The following is an 18167-nucleotide window of genomic DNA, read 5'->3' on the forward strand; positions in this document are numbered from 1 at the left end:
CGCGTCACCCCTGCAGCTCGACGACGGAACGGCCGATCTGCACGCCGACGCCGGCCGGCAGGTGCACGGGCGAGGTGACCTTCTGCTCCCCGAGGTAGGTGCCGTTCGTGGAGCCGAGGTCCTCCACGTACCAGTGGTCGCCCTGCGGGAAGATCCGGGCGTGGCGCGATGACGAGAAGTCGTCGTCGAGAACGAGCGTGCAGCTCGGTGCGCGACCGATGAGGATCGACGACGTCGTCAGCGGCAGCGTGGTGCCGGTGAGGGGGCCGGCCACGACCACGAGTCGCGTCGGCCCCGACCTGGACGACGACGGCCCCGTGGCGGCCGGTACCGCCGGGGCGGCGGCGACGTCGTCGGACTTCTTGGTGCGCCGGGCGCGCGGTGCACGGAGTGCGAGGTCGCGTCGCAGCACGGCGACCGCGGAGAGCACGAACACCCACAGCAGCACCAGGTATCCCAGCCGCAGCAGGGTGAACGTCAGCTCGTTCATCCTCGGTCGATCACCAGTCCTCGGTCTGCCGGCCGGCGGAGGTGCCGGTCCAGAACATGATGCGGGTCCGCCCGATCGTCAGGGTGTTGCCGTCCAGGAGTGTCGCCGCGGGAACCTGGTGTCCCTCGACGAAGAGGCCGTTCGTGGAGCCCAGGTCGGTGGCGATGACGCCGTCCGGTGCGACGCGGATCTCCAGGTGGCGGCGGGAGACGCCCGGGTCGTCAACGACGATGTCGGCCTCGGCGTCGCGGCCGATGACGGTGACCGGGCCCGTGAGCAGGTAGCGCTGCCCGTCGATGTCGATGAGCGGGTGGCGGGTGCTCGGCGCGGGGTTGGTGGCGGGAGCCACGTTGCCGCGCACCGTGGCGGAGCGGAGCTGGAAGCGGCCGCCCGTGAGCTCCTCGTGGTCCTCGAAGGAGACGCTCACGGGACCCACGAAGGCATAGTGCTGCGACGCCGCGTACTCGGTGAGGTTCGTGGCGAGCTCGTCCGCGAGGGTCTCCGCCCCCCAGCTCTGCACCTGGTCGAAGTCGGCCGGCGAGAGCTCGATGGTGAACTCGTTCGGGGCGACCGTACGGTCGTGCCCGACGACGGCGGCACGGTCGTCGATCTCGCGGCGCAACCGGCTCGCCAGCTCGACCGCCTTGACCTCGCCACCGCGTCCGACCTTCGCGAACGCGTTGTTCATCACCCGCTCGACGCTCTTCTCGAAGCGGTCCAGCGCTCCCATGCCACCTCCTCTCGTCGACCCGCACCCGTTTGCGGGCAGACTATCCAGATCGTAGGCAGCGGCGCACCACCCGCGCCCGGGAACCTGTGGATTTCATGCGAATCCCTCGCGCAGAGTCGGGCCCGCAGGTCACGGGCCGGTCACAGGTCGCAGGTGTGGGCGGTCCTGCCGGGTGCGGACGCCGTCCCTGTGACGCACGTCCCGGTCAACAGGGGTGGACCGGGTTGGGATCGCAGGGCCCGACCGTGCTAATCTCCTACGGCACGCGCGAGTGGCGGAATAGGCAGACGCGCACGGTTCAGGTCCGTGTGCCCGAAAGGGCGTGGGGGTTCAACTCCCCCCTCGCGCACGTGAGGCCGTTCTCGGTTTCGAGAGCGGTGCAGTTTCGAAAAGTCCCGGCCGGGGTCACCCGGCCGGGACTTTTGTCGTTTCTGGGTGGTTCGTGCAGCGTGGCGCCGGCTGGTGCTGGGTCGGGCGCCCGGTGGGCCGGTCGTCCGGCGGCGGTGGTGGTGTCGGGCGGTGGTCCTGCGGTGGCCGCGGCGTGGTTCAGGACCTGTTCGGGACGTGCTCGTCCGGTCGGCGGTGCCGGTGGGTCAGGTAGTCGGGTTGTGGCTGGTGCTGCTGGCCTGGCCGGGTGGTCCTCGCCGACGGGCGGTGCGTGAGCGGGTGGTGTAGCCGACAGGGCGCTCGTCGGGTGGTTCGCCGAGCTCGACTTGCCACGGCTCAGCGAGGCCTGCAGCGACGTACCAGCGGTGCAGCTCGCGAGTGTTGTAGGCCGCCAGGGCGAAGGCGAGCAGGAGGGCGGTGGGGGTCAGTCCGCGGACCTGGATGAAGCCGTGGTTGACGTCGGCGTCGTGGACGCGGATGCGGGAGTTGAGGTTCTCGACGCGGTTGCGGCGGTGGTAGGAGCGGGACCAGGCGGTCGACTGCCAGGGCAGTCGTTGACGGTCCTTCTGGTGCAGGGTGTCGGGCACTGTCAGGGTGATGCCGCAGCCGCACTCGGCGCCGAGAGTGCAGGTCGTGGTGGGTAAGGCGTGGCTGCGACGCATGGATGCTGGCGTGTTTGGGCAGCGCACGTGGCCGGCCAGGGCGGGGCCCTTGTACCGCTGTGTACCCAGCGTCTCGTTGTGCCGGCTGTGCGGGGTAAAACGGTAGGCCTCGCGGGCGTCGAACAGCTCGCGGATCCGGGCCCTCTCAGCGGCAGTCTGACCGATGCGGGGCGGGTCGATGCGTCGCAGGTTCTCCGGGATCGCGTCGGAGTAAAGGCTGCCGTCGATCCACAAGGTGCCAGGTACGGGGCCGGGACGGCATCCACGCTGAGTCGTGTGCAGGTCGAGGACGACGTCGATGCCGAGGGTGCGCAGGGGCCGGGCAAAATTCTCACCCTTGGCCATCGTGTAACCCCGGTCGAAGAGCGCTTCGCGGATTGGGCCATGGTTCATGACGGCGTGGACGAGGGCGAGGGCTGCTCCGTTGCGGTCAGTGACGCCGGGGCGCAGCGCCATGCCAGCACACAGCACGGGCAGCTGCTCGCCGTCGATCTGGGGGACGTAGGTGGCCAGGTGAAGCTCGTAGCCGGCACAAAACTCGGAGGGCCTGCGATGGGTGGCCGTCCGCTTGACCCAGCCCGCGTCCGGGTCTGCGCAGATACTCCCGCCGGCAGGGAGTGCGTCGTGTTGGAACGCGGGATAGTAGGACTCCACGTCGGTGCCATCGATGGCGACCGAGGGCGTTCTGAAGAAGGTCTTGGGTAGGCCCGCCTGGACGATCGCGGTGTGGACGTCTTCGGGCGTCAACGTCACCGCGGGGCAAGTGGACGGGCACGGGGCGATCTCGCCGGTGTCGGCGTCGACCCACAGCGTGTGGTCATGATCGATCACTACGCCCTGAATCGCCCTGGGTTTCGTTCCTATGCGTTCCCTTGGCCAGCGAGTGCTGGCCGGGGTGATTCTTGGGCAGCGTAGTACGCCGCCTCGACCTCGAACGGGGTGCGCATGTCGAGCTCGCCGTGGAGGCGCTGGTTGTTCCACCACCACACGTACTCCAGGGTGGCGAGCTCGACCTGTTCGATCGTGCGCCACGGCCCGCGTCGGCGGATCAGTTCGGTCTTGTAGAGCCCGTTGACGGCCTCTGCCAGGGCATTGTCGTAGCTGTCACCGACGGTCCCGGTGGACGGCTTCGCGCCGAGCGCGCCGATGCGGTCGGTGTAGACGATCGAGAGGTAGTTGGCGGGTTCAACCGGTCGAAGCAACACCGGGTTGTTGGAGCGAGAGTAGCTGCTCGGCGAAGACCTCGGCGGGGGTCTTCCAGCCGAGAACCTTGCGGGGCCGGTTGTTGACCGCCAGGGCGACGGCTTCGAGATCGTCGGCCGACCACCGCGACAGATCGGTGCCCTTGGGGAAGTACTGGCGCAGCAGCCCGTTGGTGTTCTCGTTCGTGGGCCGCTGCCACGGCGAGTGCGGGTCGGCGAAGAACACCTTCGTGCCGGTCTCGAGAGCGAACAGCGCGTGCCCGGCCAGTTCCTTGCCACGGTCCCAGGTCAGCGTCTTGCGCAGCTGCTCGGGCAGTGTCGTCATCGACGCGGTCAGTGCGGCGTTCATCGCAACGGCGCCGTAGCCGCCGAGCGAGGGACCATTCTTCACCGCGGGCTGCTCACCCCATCCCTCCAGCCGGGGCAGATGCACCAAGATCGTGGAGCGGCTCGAGCGTTCGACCAGCGTGCCGATCGCGGACCGACCGGTCCCGATGATCAGGTCTCCTTCCCAGTGCCCCGGGACGGCGCGGTCCGCGGCCTCGGCGGGCCGCTCGGCCAGCACGACATCGGCGGTGACGTGTCCCTGGGGCTTGTTGCGTGACCGGGAGCGAGGTTCTCGCAGTGCCCTGCCGGTGCGCAGGCAGGTCACCAGTTCACGCTTGAGCGCGCCACGGCCTTGGATGAACAGCGATTGGTAGATCGCCTCGTGGCTGATGCGCATGGACTCATCATCGGGGAAGTCGATCTTCAGCCGGTGCGAGATCTGCTCCGGGCTCCACGCTGTCGCCCACCGTCTGTCACGTCGGCGGGGTGTGTTGAGACCCTTCCACGCCGGCGGGCGGGGACCCGGCACCACGGCCCCGTCGGGACGACGAATCTCACCTGCCAGTCGTTGCTGGACGTAGTCGTGCAAGCGCTTGTCCTGGACCAGCTTCGCGGTCTTCGGGCGGCGGGCGATCAACTCGGCCTTCCACTGGGCCACTGACGCTCGGTACTCGAGCTTCCCGCCTCGGGTGGCTGCGTTGCGACGTAGTTCGCGAGAGACGGTCGACGGTGATCGCCCGATCGATCGGGCGATCGCGCGAGGACCGTGTCCCTGCGCCTTCAACAGGGCGATCTCTTCACGCTCGGCGAAGGAGAGGTAGCGTCCCGACGACGGGCCGAGGCTGAACGGCGGCATGCCGCCACCCTGACGGAACCAGCGTGATCCAACGGCCTGCGATACACCGACGGCGATTCCAGCCTCCTCACTGGACAGCCCATCGGCGATCCGCGACCAGAACGCGCGGCCGACCTCCCGACGTATCGGGGGCCGCCCAGGAGAACGCATCGCTGGCCGGCCTGTCTGCGTCACCATCCAGTCCGGATGACGTCCCATCAACACCTCCGAGATCGGGGTGTTGCTTCGACCGGTTGAACCCGCCCAATTTCGAAGCCGGCGTTTCCTGGCCGCGCTGCGCCGTCACGACCTGCGCGGATCCATGGGGCAGGTCGCCTCCGCGGGAGACAACGCCGCCATGGAGTCCTTCTTCGCGCTGCTGCAGAAGAACGTCCTGAACCGGCGCCGCTGGACCACCCGCGAAGACCTGCGGATCGCGATCATCACCTGGATCGAACGCACCTACCACCGACGCCGCCGCCAGGCCCGCCTCGGACGATTGACCCCCATCGAGTACGAAGCCATCATGACCACTCAGGTCGCACTCGCCGCCTGACAACCGCTGTCACCTATCCGTGCAGCAGTCCCGTGCGGGGTCCCGATGGTCTTTCGTGGTGGTGACGGCGGGTGCGCCGTGGGCTGTGGTGCTCGGTGGGGTCAGGGGCCGCGGGTGCGGTAGATCGGATCGGGTGTGATCGCTTCGGGTTCTTCGTCGAGCTCGATCTGCCAGGGGTCGGGGCGGTCTCGCTCGAGGTGCCACTGGTGGAGGCGCTTGACGTTGTAGCCCAGCATCGCCAGGGCCAGGAGGAAGGCGGTGCCGAAGAATCCGCGGACGCGTAGGTAGCCGCGGTTGATGTTGCTGGCGTTGTAGCGCACGTTGCCGAAGAGGCCTTCGACGAGGGTGCGGCGGTCGTAGGAGCGTCCCCACTCGCTGGTCTGCCACAGGTGGCGCTGGCGGTCGCGCTCGAGATCGGTGTCGGCGACGGTGACCGTCAGGCCGCAGCCACAGGGCACGTCCGGGGTGCAATTGGTGGTGGGAATCTCGGGGCCGCGCCGCATCGAGGCGGGGTTGTTGGGGCAGCGGACGTGGCCGGCGAGAGCGGGGCCTTTGAGTCGCTGGGTTCCTCGGCGGTCGTCGTGGCGCGAGTGAGCGACGAAGAAGTGGCATCGGCGAGCGTCGAAGAGCTCCCGGCTGCGGCTGACGTCCCCGGAACTGTCTCGGGGGTCGGGTGCCACGAGGTCGCGCTGGGTCTGTGGCAATGAGTTGGACGCGAGGTGGCCGTCCTGCCAGATGGTTCCGGCCACAGGGCCGGGGCGGGTGCCGCGTTGGCTGGCGTGGAGGTCCATGACGACGGAGATGCCGCGCTGGCGCAGCTTGCGAGCGAATCGCTCGGGCTTGGCGGTGCTGTAGCCGCGGTCGACGATGACCTCGGTGATGCGTTGTCGGGTGCTGCTGAGGGCGTCGAGGAGGTTGATCGCCGCCGAAGGTACGTCGCGTGAACCGGGGCGAAGTGCGATCCCCAGGCACAGTTGCGGGATGGGGTCACCTCCGACCGGCGGGGCGCCGACGATCATGTGGACGGAGTACCCGAGAAACCTGGTGATCTGGCGGCGGTCGGTCGCTGTGCGGTGACCCCAGCCGGCGGAGTGGTCGGGGGACCAGTAGGTCCGTCCCGCGGAGTCGATCATCGGCACGTGGGGGTGGGCGTGGATCTCGAAGTCGGTGCTGTCGACGGCGGCAGTGCTGGGCAGTGGGACGGACTCGGGGATGCCGGCGAGCACGAGGAAGCTGATCAGCGAGTCGAGGTTGTCGGCGATATAGGTGCAGCCTTCCGGGCACGGAGCCACTTCCCCGGTGCGGGGATCCGCGATGACGTCGTGCGTGTGCTGCGAGAACGCACCGGTCTGGGTCTGTCTGATTAACGGTGGGTGGGTCTCGGCCTGACACGCCGGGCGCAGGCTTGGCGGGGAAGCAGGCAGGATGACCGAGATCATCGAGCCCGTGACGCTCGACGAGGACGAGAAGCAGGCACTGGCACTGCAGCTGGTGGCCCAGGCGAAGGCGGCGGGGATCGACCTGGTCGGCCCGGACGGGCTGCTGACCGGGTTGACCAAGCAGGTCCTGGAGACCGCGCTGGAGGAGGAGCTGACCGAGCATCTGGGCTACCCGCCAGGTGAGCGGGAGGCCAAGACCGGGTCGAACGAGCGCAACGGCACTCGTTCCAAGACGGTCCTGACGGAGATCGGGCCGGTGGAGATCGACGTGCCCCGCGACCGTGACGGGTCGTTCGAACCGGCGATCGTGAAGAAGCGGCAGCGGCGCCTGAACGGTGTGGACGAGCTGGTGCTGTCGTTGACGGCGCGGGGGCTGACGACCGGGGAGATCAGCGCGCACTTCGCCGAGGTCTACGGCGCATCGGTCTCCAAGGACACCGTCTCGCGGATCACGGACAAGGTGATCGGTGAGATGGCCGAGTGGCAGACCCGCCCGCTGGACGAGGTCTACCCGGTGATCTTCATCGATGCCCTGGTGGTCAAGGTGCGTGACGGGCAGGTCACGAACAAGCCGTTCTACGTCGTCATCGGCGTGACCACCCGCGGGGAGCGGGACATCCTGGGGATCTGGGCCGGCGACGGCGGCGAGGGCGCGAAGTTCTGGCTGAACGTGCTCACCGAGATCAAGAACCGCGGCGTCGCCGACGTATGCATCGCGGTCTGCGACGGGCTCAAGGGCCTGCCGGACGCGATCACCACGGTCTGGGAGCTCGCACAGGTCCAGACCTGTGTGATCCACCTGATCCGCAACACGTTCCGCTACGCCGCCCGGCAGGACTGGGACGTCATGGCCGGGACCTCAAGCCGATCTACACCGCGGTGAACGCCGAGCAGGCCGAGGTCCGGATGGACGAGTTCGCGCAGAAGTGGGTGGCAAGTACCCGGCCGCGGTCAAGCTGTGGCGGTCCGCGTGGGGTGAGTTCATCCCGTTCCTGGACTACGACGTGGAGATCCGCAAGATCATCTGCACGACCAACGCGATCGAGTCCCTCAACGCCCGCTACCGACGGGCGGTGCGGGCGCGGGGGCACTTCCCGAACGACACCGCCGCGCTGAAGTGCCTCTACCTCGTGACCCGGTCCCTGGACCCCACCGGCCGGGGTCGGGCACGATGGGTCATCAGGTGGAAGGCCGCACTCAACGCGTTCGCGATCACCTTCGAGGGGCGCATCAACCCCTCGAGCAACTAAGGAACGCCGTGGCCCGCCCACCGTTCATCGGACACTCCCAATTTATTCGGAATGGAAACAATATTCTCCGGATCGGCAATGGATTGAAGGGAAATAAGGATACCTTTAGGGTGTCGACAGGGCCGTCTCCAAAGTACTACGCGAAAGCTCCCAGTTGGAAGAAGAGGTTGATGCCAATACATACTCACTGGGATCGTGACGTGGTTTCCCTGACGTGGCACCCAAAGAAAGCAACCGCCCGAGTGCCCTGGAACAAGGTTCGATCGCTTTGGAGGAGATGACGATGGATCGAGCGCAAATTGCAGACTACATGCGTGCGATCAGTGCGGACTTGACCCAGTTCGACTCCGAAGTTTCCTACCGCGACGCCATGGCAGTCCTCGTCGTGACGCGGCGTGATAATGCAGGACGATGGGCGCGAATAGCGACGAAGGGGGAACTGTTCGACCTGACAGTGGATGGTGAATTCTACCTAGCGCACCCTACGGTGCGACCCGATGATTCCGAGATTATGAATGAGATCGATCAACTCCTGAATGTTGCTGTAGCGTACTTGGAGGGAAGATTCACTCGAATTGACAAGACTTTCCCTGTCATCCTGGTTGATACGCCGACCGGTCAAGAAAAGCTTCGAGCCGGAACCTGGGACCTAAGTATTGGATTATTAGTGCGCAAGCTATTCAAGAGGGCATAGGCGCGTTCCTGAAGAGGGTTGCGTGCGGCGCGTTGAGGTTGGTCGGTGGCGCCCTCGCGTGTCCGCGGAGCGCGTGCCAGTGCAGGTGGCGGCCACAGGCTGTGAGTCGAGTGACACCACTTTGTGTTCGGGTGTTCTCCAGCAGCTTTCGCGCTGACCAGCTCGGTCGTCTGGCCGAATATAGATGTGCCCATTTCTTCGTGATGTCTTCGAATCATTGCCGATGACTTGGACTGCAGACGCAGTCAATCTGACTTGCGTTTGACGGCCGAAGGTGTGCCTGAAGGGCGGATCTGGGTGTGCCTGGCAGCGGTGCAGTCCCCGCGGTACCACTGGTCAGCGGGTTTCCGGAACCACCCACGTGGAAGGTATCGGCTTCAGGGCCGGAACACCTTCGGAAAGTCCCGGTCAGGTTCTCCTGGCCGGGACTTTCTGCGTTCCGGACGGTGTGGTCGGGTGCGGGCGACGGTGCGAGCCCTGTTTCCTGGCGTCGATCCTGGTGAAGCTGCGTCTTGGGGGCTGCGGGGGGCGTTCGCGGGCGCGGCGGTGCGTGGCGCGGGCCGGGGTGCGCGATGCCGGTGGTGTCAGTTGTCGCCGGGTGTCTGGTGTCGCTGGGGTGGTCTTCGGCGAGGTCGGTGCGCTGTCCGGGCGGCTCGGCCCATGGGCCGGGTGTCGGGTGGTTCGCCGAGCTGCTCGGCCCAGGGTTCGGGCTGGTCGCTCCATGAGCAGGTGACGATCGACTCACTGGACTACAGTGATCATCACTGAACTGTAGTGATGATGCACTGACGTGAGAGTGATGGTGCTCGGTTGGAAACGAGTCAGGGCCCGCTCGACGAGGTGGTGTGGCGCCTGCGTGCAGCGTCGACCGACCTGGCGCAGATCGAGGTCAAGGCTGCCGGCGGTGGTTTGCCCAAGGACATCTGGCCGACGGTGAGCGCGTTCTCGAACGGGGACGGCGGGCTCATCATCCTGGGCCTGGACGAGAAGCATCATTTCGCCGCCGTCGAAGGCTTCGACGCGACCGCGATACGGGATGCGGTCTCGAACGGCTTCCGGCCGCGCCGGAGTGACGAGGGTGCGGGCCCGGTTACTCCACGTCCCATTGGTTCCGTCGACATTGCTGTCGTCGACGACGCTCCGGTGGTCGTCGTCGACGTCGAAGCGCTGCCGGCCGGGCAGAGGCCCTTGTTCGTGACAAGCCAGGGCAAGGAGGCTGGAACCTACGAACGTGTCGGCGACGGCGACCGGCGCATGAGCACGTACGGGGTGTTTCTCCTCTCGACGAATGTCGAGCAACCGCGCGTCGACTCCGAGCCGGTGTCGGGTGCGACCCTGAACGACCTCGAGCACGATCTGGTCGAACGCTTCGTCGCCAGGCTTCGTCGGCGACGCCCGCGCTCGGTCGTTGATCTGACCTCCGTCAAGGACATCCTCGTGCGGCACAACGTTCTCGCGAGCGACGGTGCGAGGCCGACACTGGCCGGGTTGTTGGCACTCGGGCGATACCCCCAGCACTTCGTGCCGCAGGCCATGGTGACGTTCGCTGTCTATCCGGGAACTTCGAAAGATGTGTTCGTCGGTGAACAACGGATGCTCGACCGGCGTGTCATCGAAGGGCCGATTCCCGCCATGGTGGAAGACGTAGTGCGGGCCGTGCTTCAGAACATCCAGGTTCGCCGGGTCGTCGCCGGGGCGGGTGCCCGCGACGAACCGGAGATTCCCGAGCTGGCGATCCGTGAGTCGATCGCCAATGCCTTGACGCACCGCGACTACAGCCCGTGGGCACTCGGCGACCAAGTCCGCGTCGAACTGTTCCCGGACCGCCTCGAGATCGCCAACCCCGGCGGGATTTGGGGTGGGCGTCGCGTGGTCGACCTGTTCAGCGGAACCTCGCGCTCTCGCAACGCGGTCCTGTCGGCGCTGCTAGCGGACGTGCCCATGCTCAACACCGAGGAGGCCGTGTCGGAAAACGCGGGCTCGGGGATCCCGGCCATGACCGGTGCGCTCGGCCGCTCCGGCTTGGCGGCACCGCGCTATGTCGCACGAGTGACAGACTTGACTGTCGTTCTCGACCGGCACGGACTACTGAGCCCAGAGACAAGCGATTGGCTCGACTCCGTCGGTGCGACGGACCTGGACGCCGATCTGCGTCGCACGCTGGTTCTGGTCCACCGCGGCTATGCCGTCGACGACCAGGTGCTGCGTGCGCAGCTGGCGATGGACTCGGCGGACGCCAAGCAGGTGCTCCGACGCTTGGTCGACGACGGTTGGCTGCAGTTTCCGCGTCGTACGGACGGGGCCTACCGACCCGGACACCGGCTCGACGGTGTGCGGCGCGACCAGGTCGCCCTTTTCCCTCAGGCCGACGTGCGTGCGCCTGCACCGGGGAGCATCGACGACAGGATCCTCAACGCGCTTGCCGATGCGGGACAGCTCTCGGTGCGCGCGATGGCCGACCGCCTCGATACGACGGTCGGCACCTTGCGACCGAGGCTACGAGTGCTCGTCGCAGAGGGGGTAGTCATCGCGACCGCACCGCCGACCAGTCGACACCGCGAGTATCGACTCTCGGCCCAAGGCTGAAGGTGTGCCTGGACGGCCGATCAGGGTGTGCCTGGCGCTGGCGCAGTCGCGATGGAGGCTCTGGTGAGCGAGTTTCGGAAACCACCCACGTGAGGCAGTTCTCGTCTTCTGAGGATGAGAGTTACGAAAGTCCCGACCGGGGTCACCCGGTCGGGACTTTTGTCGTTTCTGGGCGGTTCGTGCGGTGCGGCAGCGCGACCGGGAAGCCTGATGGCGGGTCGGCCGCCTGGTGGATCAGCGTGACGACCGTCGATCTGGCCGTTCTGGGTGGTTGCCGGGCGTCGGTGGCCGTGTCCGGGGCGTGCTGGGTTGTCCGGTGGCTGCCGGTGGTTCGGGACTGCTGCACGTAGAGGTGACGGTCAGGCTGCGGCCGTTGGGCACCGAGGACATAGGTGGCCGTGGATGCGATCCGATCGGCAGACTCCGAGGTTGAACTACGGCAGGATCCGAACTTCCGGGACGGCAGGTTCCGACGTCGGCCCCTCTGCGGCGATCGCGGCACACACGCGAAGCGGGTGCGCCTGGCCGTCCCCTGGAGGTGTGCCTGGACGGCGCGCGGCAGGTCGGGCCGACGACGGAACCCCCCTCGCGTTCGACGCCCGATCAGTTCATCAGGGGTGAACTCCCCGGCCACCACGCGTCCACGCAGCCCCGCTTCAATCGGGGCGGACCCGCCTGAGGAGGCTGGCACAGACCGTTTCCTCGGCGCGCGTCCGTCCGTACCGACGATGGGGGAGACGATGACGAGCTCGACAGGACGGTGGGGCCGCAGGGCCGCCGTCGGCGCGACGATCACGGGCCTGCTGGCCGGGGCGCTCGCGATGCCCGCGACCGCGGCCGCCGAGGTGCCCGACGTGCCGGTGGTCGACGGCAGCACGACGTGGCGCTACCTCGACGACGGCACCGACCCCGCGCGGGGCGACGCGAACCTGCGCGTCTGGACCACCACCGGGTACGACGACTCGTCCTGGAAGCAGGCGACCGGCAGCTTCGGCGCCAAGCGCGGCGAGCTCACCGCCGTCGGACCGCGTCTGCCCAAGACGCTCCTCAACCAGTACATCGACGGCCAGGCCGCCCCGAACGTGCCGACGTTCTTCTTCCGCACGAGCTTCACGCTCGAGGCCGGGGTCGCGGACGACGTGGCGGACGTCGTGGGCGACATCGTGTACGACGACGGCGCGGTGGTGTGGATCAACGGCGAGCGTGTGGCCGGCCTGCACGCGGACCGCGTCACCGAGGACTCCAACGTCCAGTACGCGGGGTCCGGGAACTCCGACCCGACGGCGACGACCTTCACGGCCGACGGCGACGTGCTCGTCGACGGCGTCAACACGGTCGCCGTGGCGCTCTACCAGGACCGCGAGACCTCCAGCGACATCTACCTCGACGTCCCGTCGATCCGGCTCGTCGAGGAGCTCGCTCCCGGCGTGGTCGACCCGACGCCGCCGTCGCGCGTGATCCTCACGCCGACCGAGACGCCCGAGACCAGCCAGTCGGTGTCCTGGCTCGCCGGGCACGAGTCCCAGACGGCCGGTCAGGTGCAGATCCGGCCCGCCGACGGTGGCGAGGTCCGCACCGTCGACGCGTACGCCGCCGGCACCGTGAACGGCAACCCGCTGCAGCACTTCTCCACCACGGTCGACGGCCTGACCGCCGGCACCGCCTACACCTACCGCGTCGGCCTCGAGGGCGCGTGGAGCGGGTGGAACGAGTTCACCACCGCCGACCCGACGGACACGGACTTCCAGTTCGTCTACTACGGCGACGCCCAGATCGGCCTCGACTCGACGTGGCCGAAGGTCGTCGAGATGGCCGAGGCGTCCGCACCGGACTCCATCGGGTCGGTCCACGCGGGCGACCTCATCAACACCGGCAGCAACGAGACCGAGTGGGTCAACTGGTTCACCGGCATGGAGACCTCCGCGGCGACCACGAACGTCATGGCTGCGCCGGGCAACCACGAGTACTCGGGCGACAAGCTCCTGGCGTCGTGGAAGGCGAACTTCGAGTACCCGCACAACAACCCGACCACCGAGACGATCGGTGACCTCGCGGACCTCGCCGTCGGCGACACCGACGTCGCGAGGCAGTACGCCGCCTACTTCGAGCACTGGGCCCGGTTCGCCACGGAGACGGTGTACTTCACCGACTACCAGGGCGTCCGGTTCATCACGATCAACGCCACCCGCGACACCACGTTCCTCACGCCCGACGCCCTGCCCGCGTGCACCGGCGCCGAGTGCCCCTCGACGAAGGTCGCGGAGCTGTGGACGCAGTTCCAGGCCGGGTGGCTCGACCACGTGCTCACGCAGAGCCCGTCGAAGTGGAACGTCGTTACCTTCCACCAGCCGGTCTACTCGGCATCGGCGGGCCGTGACGAGCCCGTCCTGCGCGAGTACTGGGTGCCGGTCTTCCAGGAGCACGACATCGACCTGGTGCTCATGGGCCACGACCACACCTACGCCCGTGGCTACAACGACGACGACGTCACGGACGTCCCCGGCGTCACCGACGGCCCGGTGTACGTGGTGTCCAACGCGGGCGCCAAGCACTACGCGCTGGAGACCGACGAGAAGAACGTCTGGACGAACAACGGCGCCACGCAGGTGATCCGTGGTGCCGGGGTCACCACGTATCAGGTGATCGACGTGACCGCCGACGCGCTGCACTACCGCTCCTACCTGGCGGAGAAGACCGCCACGGCGACGACCGACCTGCCCGTCGGTGCGGTGTACGACGAGTTCACGGTCACCAAGGCCGACGACGGCGAGAAGTGGGTCACCGAGGCCGGCGTCGAACCGCCCGTCACGGAGCCGGACACGACGCGACCCGAGGTCACGCTCGTGGCCCCGACGTCGTCGGGCCCCGTGCGCGAGCTCGCCGTCCAGGTCGACGCGACCGACGACCGTGGCTTGGCGAAGATCGTCGCCAACGTGTACTCGGGCGGCAAGCTCGTCAAGAGCACGCAGTCGGCCGTGGCCGACGGCGCGAAGGCCGGCACGCACACGGCGTCCGTCACGCTCCCCTCGGGCACGTACACCGTGAAGTACAACGCCCACGACCTCGCCGGCAACGTGTCGCGCACCAGCACGGTCGACGTGACCGTCGACGCGACCGCGCCGACGGCGACGATCAAGGACGGCGCGTCCTTCACCACGAGGACCGGCGAGGGGTACAGCTTGATCAGCTTCAAGCTGCACGACGCCGGCAAGGTCGACAAGGTCGTGCTCAACGGCGTCACCAAGGACCTGTCCAACAACGCCTGGTCGGACGTGAACTTCGTCAGGCCCGGCGTGTTCGGCGCGACGTCCGGGGCGAACACCCTCGTCGTCCACGACGTCGCAGGGAACACGAGCACCTACGAGTTCGTGCTCGACTGACCGGCGCGGCCGCACCCCGTCGCCACGGGGTGCGGCCCGCTGCGGCCTGGCGTGTTCGCGACATGGCGTGGACCCGTCACCCGGAACCCTCCCGGCGGGCGGAGGCGGGGTGCGACCGTGGGGGCACCTTGTTCCTCGAGAGATCGGACCCACGATGTCCCGCCCTCCCCGTGCACGTCTCCGCAGGTCGGCTGCGGCGACCGGCGCACTCGCGGCGATCGCCGCGACGGCGTTCGTGCTCCCGTCGTCGGCGGCCGACGACCGCGACCTCGGCGTCGTGGACGACGCGCTCTTCAGCTCGGCCGCCGGGGCGTCGGACGCCTCCGGGTCGACGACGACCCCGGTCACCCTGCTGACCGGTGACTCCGTGCTGGTGACGGTCGCGGCCGACGGCTCACCGTCCGTCGCGGTGGACTCCGGGGTGGACGTGGTGACGAAGCGGGTCGGTGACGACCTGTACGTGTACCCCGTCGGGGTGCTGGACGCGGTGTCGTCCGGCCGCCTGGACCCGGAGCTCTTCAACGTGACGGGACTGGTGGCGCAGGGCTACGGGGACACCGACCGCGACGACCTCCCGCTCATCGTCACGGGGACGGTGGCGACGTCGCGGGCCGCCGGGGTGACGTCCACGACGGAGCTGGAGTCGATCGACGCGACCGCCGTCACCGTGGACAAGACGGACGCGAAGGAGGCGTACTCGCGCCTCGTGGGATCGGCTCGTTCGGCGGGCTCGGTGGAGAAGATCTGGCTGGACGCGATGGTGCCGGGCATCGGTGTCGTCGACGCGGCGCCGGTGAGCGCGGCCCGCACGCCCGAGCTCGACCCGGCCACGGGCGTCGAGCAGACCGGCGTCACGGAGGCGTGGGCACGTGACCTGACGGGCGAGGGCGTCACGGTCGCCGTGCTCGACACGGGATACGACGCGAACCACCCCGACCTGGAGGGCCGGGTGGTCGGCACGGCGGACTTCACGGGCGGCGGGATGAAGGACTCGACCGGGCACGGCACGCACGTGGCCTCGACGATCGCCGGGACGGGTGCGGCGGACGCGACCCGGGTCGGGATGGCCCCCGACGCCGACCTCCTCATCGGGCACGTCCTCGGTACCACGGGCGGGCAGACGTCGTGGATCGTCGACGGCATGGAGTGGGCCGTCGAGTCCGGTGCGGACGTCGTCAACATGAGCCTGGGCAGCACGACGACGTCGGACTGCACGGACCCGCTGGCACAGGCCGCGGACGAGCTGTCGTCGACGTCGGAGACGCTGTTCGTCGTCGCGGCGGGCAACAGCGGCTCCGGCCGCGAGACCGTCGCCTCGCCCGGGTGCGCGGAGGGTGTGCTGACGGTGGGCGCGGTCGACGCCGACGGTGCCACGGCCGCCTTCTCGAGCCGAGGTGCCACGATCGGCGAGCACCGCGTGAAGCCCGACGTCGCCGCCCCGGGGGTCGCGATCGTCGGTGCGCAGGCGACGAGCCCGGGCGGCATCCACTACACGGCGATGTCCGGCACGTCGATGGCGTCCCCGCACGTCGCCGGCGCGGCCGCCGTCGTCAAGCAGGCGCACCCCGGATGGACGGGCGCGCAGATCAAGGCGGCGATCACCGCGGGCGTGAAGCAGGAGTCGCCCGGATCGGTGTACGAGCAGGGCTCCGGGGAGCTGTGGGTGCCGGGCGCGCTGGGCGCCGAGGTGACGACGTCGTCGAGCGTCCACCTCGCGACGTTCGAGTGGCCGCACGACCGTGACCAGCGCGAGAGCGCCACGGTGACGTACACGAACGACTCCGACACGTCCGTGCAGGTGAAGGTCGAGGTCGAGGACCTCGTCGGCGCCGACGGTGAGCGGGTCCCGTCGTCGCTGGTGAAGGTGGACCGGCGCAGCGTCGTCGTCCCCGCCCACGGCACGGCCGACGTGCCGGTCAGCGTGCGCGGTGACGTCGGGCTCCGTGACGACGCGTACGGCGAGATCGGGGCACGCCTGGTCGCGACGGTCGAGGACGTGCCCGAGCACGGCAAGGGCCACGGGAAGGACGACGAGCGCACCCTGACGACGGCGGTGGGCCTGTGGGTCGCGCCCCGGACGGTCGACGTCACCTTCACGGTGCTCGACGCGGACGGCGCGCCGGCGACGACCGGTGCGCTCGACGTCACCGACCTGCACCAGCCGACCCGCTCCTACACGAACCTCAGCGGTGCGGACCAGACGCTGACCCTCCGGGCGGGCGAGCACTCCGTGGGTGCGCTGGTGCGGACCACCACGGACGACGGGAACGCCTGGGCCTACGTCGGGGTGCCGTCGGCCGACCTCGACCGTGACCAGACGGTGGTGCTCGACGCGCGCCGCGCCGTCCCGGTGGAGGTCGAGGCCGACCGGCCCCTCGCCCTCTCGTCGGGCAGCCTGGTGGCCCAGCGCACCTGGGACGACACGTGGATCGTCGAGACGACGCTGCGTGCGAGCGGCACGACGTTCGCCGTCGCACCGACCGACCGTGTCGACACGGGCACCTTCTCGTTCGGGACGTACCTGCGCGGGTCCGACCCGGCGGCGGAGAGGACGACGAGCCCGTACGTGTACAACCTGGCGTTCGTCGAGGACGGACGCATCGGGCGGGACCAGTCGCACACGGTGCACGACGAGGACCTCGCCGCCGTGACCGAGCACTGGTACGCGCAGAGGACGGGGTGGTCGGCGCTGGAGGCGGCGCAGGTCGTGCCGGCGCAGGGCGATCCCGTCGCGGTGACCTCGCTGGACCGGATCACCACGCCGGCGACACGCACCGCCTACTTCTCCGCGGACGTGCCCTGGCAGCAGCTGACCTCGAGCTCGCTGCGGCAGGCCGAGACCTGGATCGACCCCGTGCGCACCTACCGGGCGGGCGAGCGGGACGAGGCCGAGTGGTTCAGGCTGCCGACAGGGACCGCGATCCCGAGCGACCTCGACGGCAACCCGACCCGGGTGGCCGAACGACAGGGCAGCCTGGTCGGGTTCGCCTTCCCGCACTGGCAGGACACGGTGGCCGGCCGGTACGGCGTCGCGGGCTTCCTGGACGTCGGCAACATCCAGTTGACGGTGGACGGCGAGTACCTCGGGGAGTCCGCGTTCCCGCAGGTGCGGGCCGACATCGGCCCCGGGGACCACGAGATCGAGATGCGGCTCACCCAGCTGCGCTGGGGACGTGAGTCCACGTGGAGCATCGGCCGGGGCACGATGACGACGTTCTCGTTCGACTCGCCCCAGCCCGAGGGCGACGACGTCGCTGCCCTGCCCGTCGCGATCCCTCGGTACGACGCCCCGGTGGACGACTTCAACCGCGCTCCGGCGACGGCGGACTTCCCCGTGGAGGTCGACCTGCACGGGCAGGACGGCTACGACCCGGGCTCGATCACCGCGATGACGGCGCAGGTCACGTTCGAGGAGATCGACGTGCTCGACGAGAAGCTGCCGAGCGAGTACACGTGGACGGACGTCCCGGTCGTGCAGCGTGACGGTCGGTGGGTGGCGCTGGTCGACAACACCGGCGGCTCCGGCGGTGCGGCGTCGTTGCACGTGACGACGACCGACGAGCACGGGTCCGAGGTCGACCAGTACCTGATCGACCTGTACGAGATCGGCTGAGACGGGCGGGTGGGCG

10 protein-coding genes, 1 tRNA gene and 2 pseudogenes are annotated in these 18167 nt (G+C 68.7%); 7 read left to right on the forward strand and 6 right to left on the reverse strand.

Going from position 1 to position 18167, the window contains the following annotated elements:
• Nucleotides 1–4: 4 nt before the first annotated feature.
• Together ACNHYB_RS11435 and ACNHYB_RS11440 are read right to left on the reverse strand one after the other, a co-directional pair.
• Nucleotides 5–490, reverse strand: a complete 486-nt coding sequence (locus ACNHYB_RS11435) for an FHA domain-containing protein FhaB/FipA (RefSeq protein WP_418275465.1) — start codon at nucleotides 488–490, stop codon at nucleotides 5–7.
• Between the two features lie 10 nt (nucleotides 491–500).
• Nucleotides 501–1220, reverse strand: a complete 720-nt coding sequence (locus ACNHYB_RS11440) for an FhaA domain-containing protein (RefSeq protein ID WP_418275466.1) — start codon at nucleotides 1218–1220, stop codon at nucleotides 501–503.
• A gap of 265 nt (nucleotides 1221–1485) precedes the next feature.
• On the opposite strand from ACNHYB_RS11440, the gene ACNHYB_RS11445 reads away from it, so the two are divergent.
• Nucleotides 1486–1569, forward strand: a tRNA-Leu gene (locus tag ACNHYB_RS11445).
• A 244-nt stretch (nucleotides 1570–1813) separates the two neighbouring features.
• On the opposite strand, the gene ACNHYB_RS11450 is transcribed toward ACNHYB_RS11445, so the two are convergent.
• From ACNHYB_RS11450 to ACNHYB_RS11460, 3 genes are read right to left on the reverse strand one after another with little or no spacing between them, the layout of a single operon-like run.
• Nucleotides 1814–3100, reverse strand: a complete 1287-nt coding sequence (locus tag ACNHYB_RS11450) for a hypothetical protein (protein ID WP_418275467.1) — start codon at nucleotides 3098–3100, stop codon at nucleotides 1814–1816.
• A 29-nt stretch (nucleotides 3101–3129) separates the two neighbouring features.
• On the reverse strand, nucleotides 3130–3474 hold the full coding sequence (locus ACNHYB_RS11455; RefSeq protein ID WP_418275468.1) for an integrase core domain-containing protein: 345 nt from the start codon (nucleotides 3472–3474) through the stop codon (nucleotides 3130–3132).
• On the reverse strand, nucleotides 3455–4831 hold the full coding sequence (locus tag ACNHYB_RS11460; protein ID WP_418275469.1) for an IS30 family transposase: 1377 nt from the start codon (nucleotides 4829–4831) through the stop codon (nucleotides 3455–3457). Before ACNHYB_RS11460 ends, ACNHYB_RS11455 begins: the two co-directional genes overlap by 20 nt.
• A 64-nt stretch (nucleotides 4832–4895) precedes the next feature.
• Here ACNHYB_RS11460 and ACNHYB_RS11465 point away from each other — a divergent pair.
• Nucleotides 4896–5189: pseudogene (locus ACNHYB_RS11465) on the forward strand (integrase core domain-containing protein); the annotation flags it as partial.
• 101 nt (nucleotides 5190–5290) lie between these two features.
• Here the strand turns inward: ACNHYB_RS11465 and ACNHYB_RS11470 are convergent.
• A complete protein-coding gene (locus tag ACNHYB_RS11470; RefSeq protein WP_418275470.1) occupies nucleotides 5291–6628 on the reverse strand; it encodes a hypothetical protein in 1338 nt (445 codons plus the stop codon).
• Here ACNHYB_RS11470 and ACNHYB_RS11475 point away from each other — a divergent pair.
• From ACNHYB_RS11475 to ACNHYB_RS11495, 5 genes and pseudogenes are all read left to right on the forward strand, one after another.
• A pseudogene (locus ACNHYB_RS11475) lies at nucleotides 6615–7878 on the forward strand (IS256 family transposase). The gene ACNHYB_RS11470 and the pseudogene ACNHYB_RS11475 sit on opposite strands and share 14 nt — an antisense overlap.
• A gap of 214 nt (nucleotides 7879–8092) precedes the next feature.
• The gene (locus ACNHYB_RS11480) at nucleotides 8093–8572 is read left to right on the forward strand and encodes a hypothetical protein (RefSeq protein WP_418275471.1); all 480 of its coding nucleotides are present in this window, start codon (nucleotides 8093–8095) and stop codon (nucleotides 8570–8572) included.
• Between the two features lie 810 nt (nucleotides 8573–9382).
• Nucleotides 9383–11158, forward strand: a complete 1776-nt coding sequence (locus ACNHYB_RS11485; protein ID WP_418275472.1) for an ATP-binding protein — start codon at nucleotides 9383–9385, stop codon at nucleotides 11156–11158.
• 740 nt (nucleotides 11159–11898) lie between these two features.
• Nucleotides 11899–14538, forward strand: coding sequence for a fibronectin type III domain-containing protein (locus ACNHYB_RS11490; protein WP_418275473.1), 2640 nt, complete (start codon nucleotides 11899–11901; stop codon nucleotides 14536–14538).
• A 154-nt stretch (nucleotides 14539–14692) separates the two neighbouring features.
• Nucleotides 14693–18151, forward strand: a complete 3459-nt coding sequence (locus ACNHYB_RS11495; protein WP_418275474.1) for a S8 family peptidase — start codon at nucleotides 14693–14695, stop codon at nucleotides 18149–18151.
• Nucleotides 18152–18167: the final 16 nt, after the last annotated feature.

Source organism: Isoptericola jiangsuensis, from assembly GCF_048320105.1.
Classification (GTDB): Bacteria; Actinomycetota; Actinomycetes; order Actinomycetales; family Cellulomonadaceae; genus Isoptericola; species Isoptericola jiangsuensis_A.

Coding starts and splice junctions, on each gene's coding strand:
- ACNHYB_RS11435 (WP_418275465.1), bottom strand. CDS start 490: ATGAACGAGCTGACGTTCACCCTGCTGCGGCTGGGATACCTGGTGCTG.
- ACNHYB_RS11490 (WP_418275473.1), top strand. CDS start 11,899: ATGACGAGCTCGACAGGACGGTGGGGCCGCAGGGCCGCCGTCGGCGCG.
- ACNHYB_RS11460 (WP_418275469.1), bottom strand. CDS start 4,831: ATGGTGACGCAGACAGGCCGGCCAGCGATGCGTTCTCCTGGGCGGCCC.
- ACNHYB_RS11470 (WP_418275470.1), bottom strand. CDS start 6,628: ATGATCTCGGTCATCCTGCCTGCTTCCCCGCCAAGCCTGCGCCCGGCG.
- ACNHYB_RS11440 (WP_418275466.1), bottom strand. CDS start 1,220: ATGGGAGCGCTGGACCGCTTCGAGAAGAGCGTCGAGCGGGTGATGAAC.
- ACNHYB_RS11495 (WP_418275474.1), top strand. CDS start 14,693: ATGTCCCGCCCTCCCCGTGCACGTCTCCGCAGGTCGGCTGCGGCGACC.